Source organism: Amycolatopsis kentuckyensis, assembly GCF_002155975.1.
In the GTDB taxonomy this organism is placed as follows: domain Bacteria; phylum Actinomycetota; class Actinomycetes; order Mycobacteriales; family Pseudonocardiaceae; genus Amycolatopsis; species Amycolatopsis kentuckyensis.
Genome location: NZ_MUMI01000818.1, coordinates 267 through 1,403, shown reverse-complemented (window position 1 = coordinate 1,403; position 1,137 = coordinate 267). Strand labels below are relative to the sequence as shown.

The window sequence follows — 1,137 nt, the reverse complement described above, 5'->3', positions numbered from 1 at the left end:
CGTCCGCCCGGGCCGCGGCCGACGAGCCGGTGGCCGTCGTCGGCATGGCGGTGCGGCTGCCGGGCGCCCGGGACCTGGCGGCGTTCTGGGACCTGGTCGTCTCGGGCCGCCGGGGAATCGAGGAGTTCCCGGCGGCGGACGGCCTGGTCGGCGCGCGCAGCCTCCTCGCCGATCCCCTGGCGTTCGACCCGGCGTACTTCGGCGTCAGCCACCGCGACGCGGCGCTGATGGACCCGCAGCAGCGGCAGTTGCTGATGGCGTGCGTGGAGGCCCTCTCCCACGCCGGGATCCCTTCAGGGGCCGGCGTCGGGCTGATCGCGGGCTGCGGCGAGAACACGTACTTCCAGCAGCTGCTGCGCGAAGCCGACCCGGCCGCGCTCCCGGACGGCTTCCAGCTGGCCCTGCACCACGAGAAGGACTTCCTGGCGACGAAGGTGGCGTACCACCTCGACCTCACGGGTCCCGCGCTGACGACCCAGACGGCGTGCTCGAGTTCGCTGGTCGCGGTCCACCAGGCGGCGGCGATGCTGCGCGGCGGCGAGGCGGAGGTGATGCTGGCGGGCGGCGTGCTCGTCGACGTCACCCTGGCCGAGGGGTACCGGTACCGGCCGCAGCACATCTTTTCGCCGGACGGGCACTGCCGCCCGTTCAGCGACGACGCGGACGGCACGGTGGGCGGCAGCGGCGTCGGGGTCGTGGTCCTGAAGCCGCTCTCGGCGGCTCGACGTGACGGCGACACGGTGTACGCGGTGATCACGGGCTCGGCGCTGACCAACGACGGCGCGGTCAAGCAGGGGTACAGCGCACCGTCCCCGGCCGGGCAGCGCGCGGCGATCCGGGCCGCGCTCCGGCGGGCCGGGCGCACCGGGGCGGACGTCGGGTACGTGGAGACGCACGGAACCGGCACCCGCCTGGGCGACCCGATCGAGGTGGCGGCGTTGCGCGAGGCGATGCCCGACGCCTCGGCGTGCGCGATTTCGTCGGTGAAGAGCCAGATCGGCCACCTGGGCGCGGCGGCCGGGGTGGTGGGGCTGATCCGCGCGACCCTGTCCCTGTACCACGGGGTGGTGCCGCCGACGGTGGATTTCCGGGCGCCCAACCCGGCGCTGGACCTGGGGCCGTTCCGGGTGCCGGTTC

At 74.9% G+C, this 1,137-nt stretch carries 1 protein-coding gene; it reads left to right on the top strand.

Annotation, left to right across the window (positions count from 1 at the left end; genetic code table 11):
- A partial coding sequence (locus CCN39_RS48290; RefSeq protein ID WP_244211357.1) for a beta-ketoacyl [acyl carrier protein] synthase domain-containing protein occupies positions 1-1,137 on the top strand: 1,137 nt, incomplete at both ends.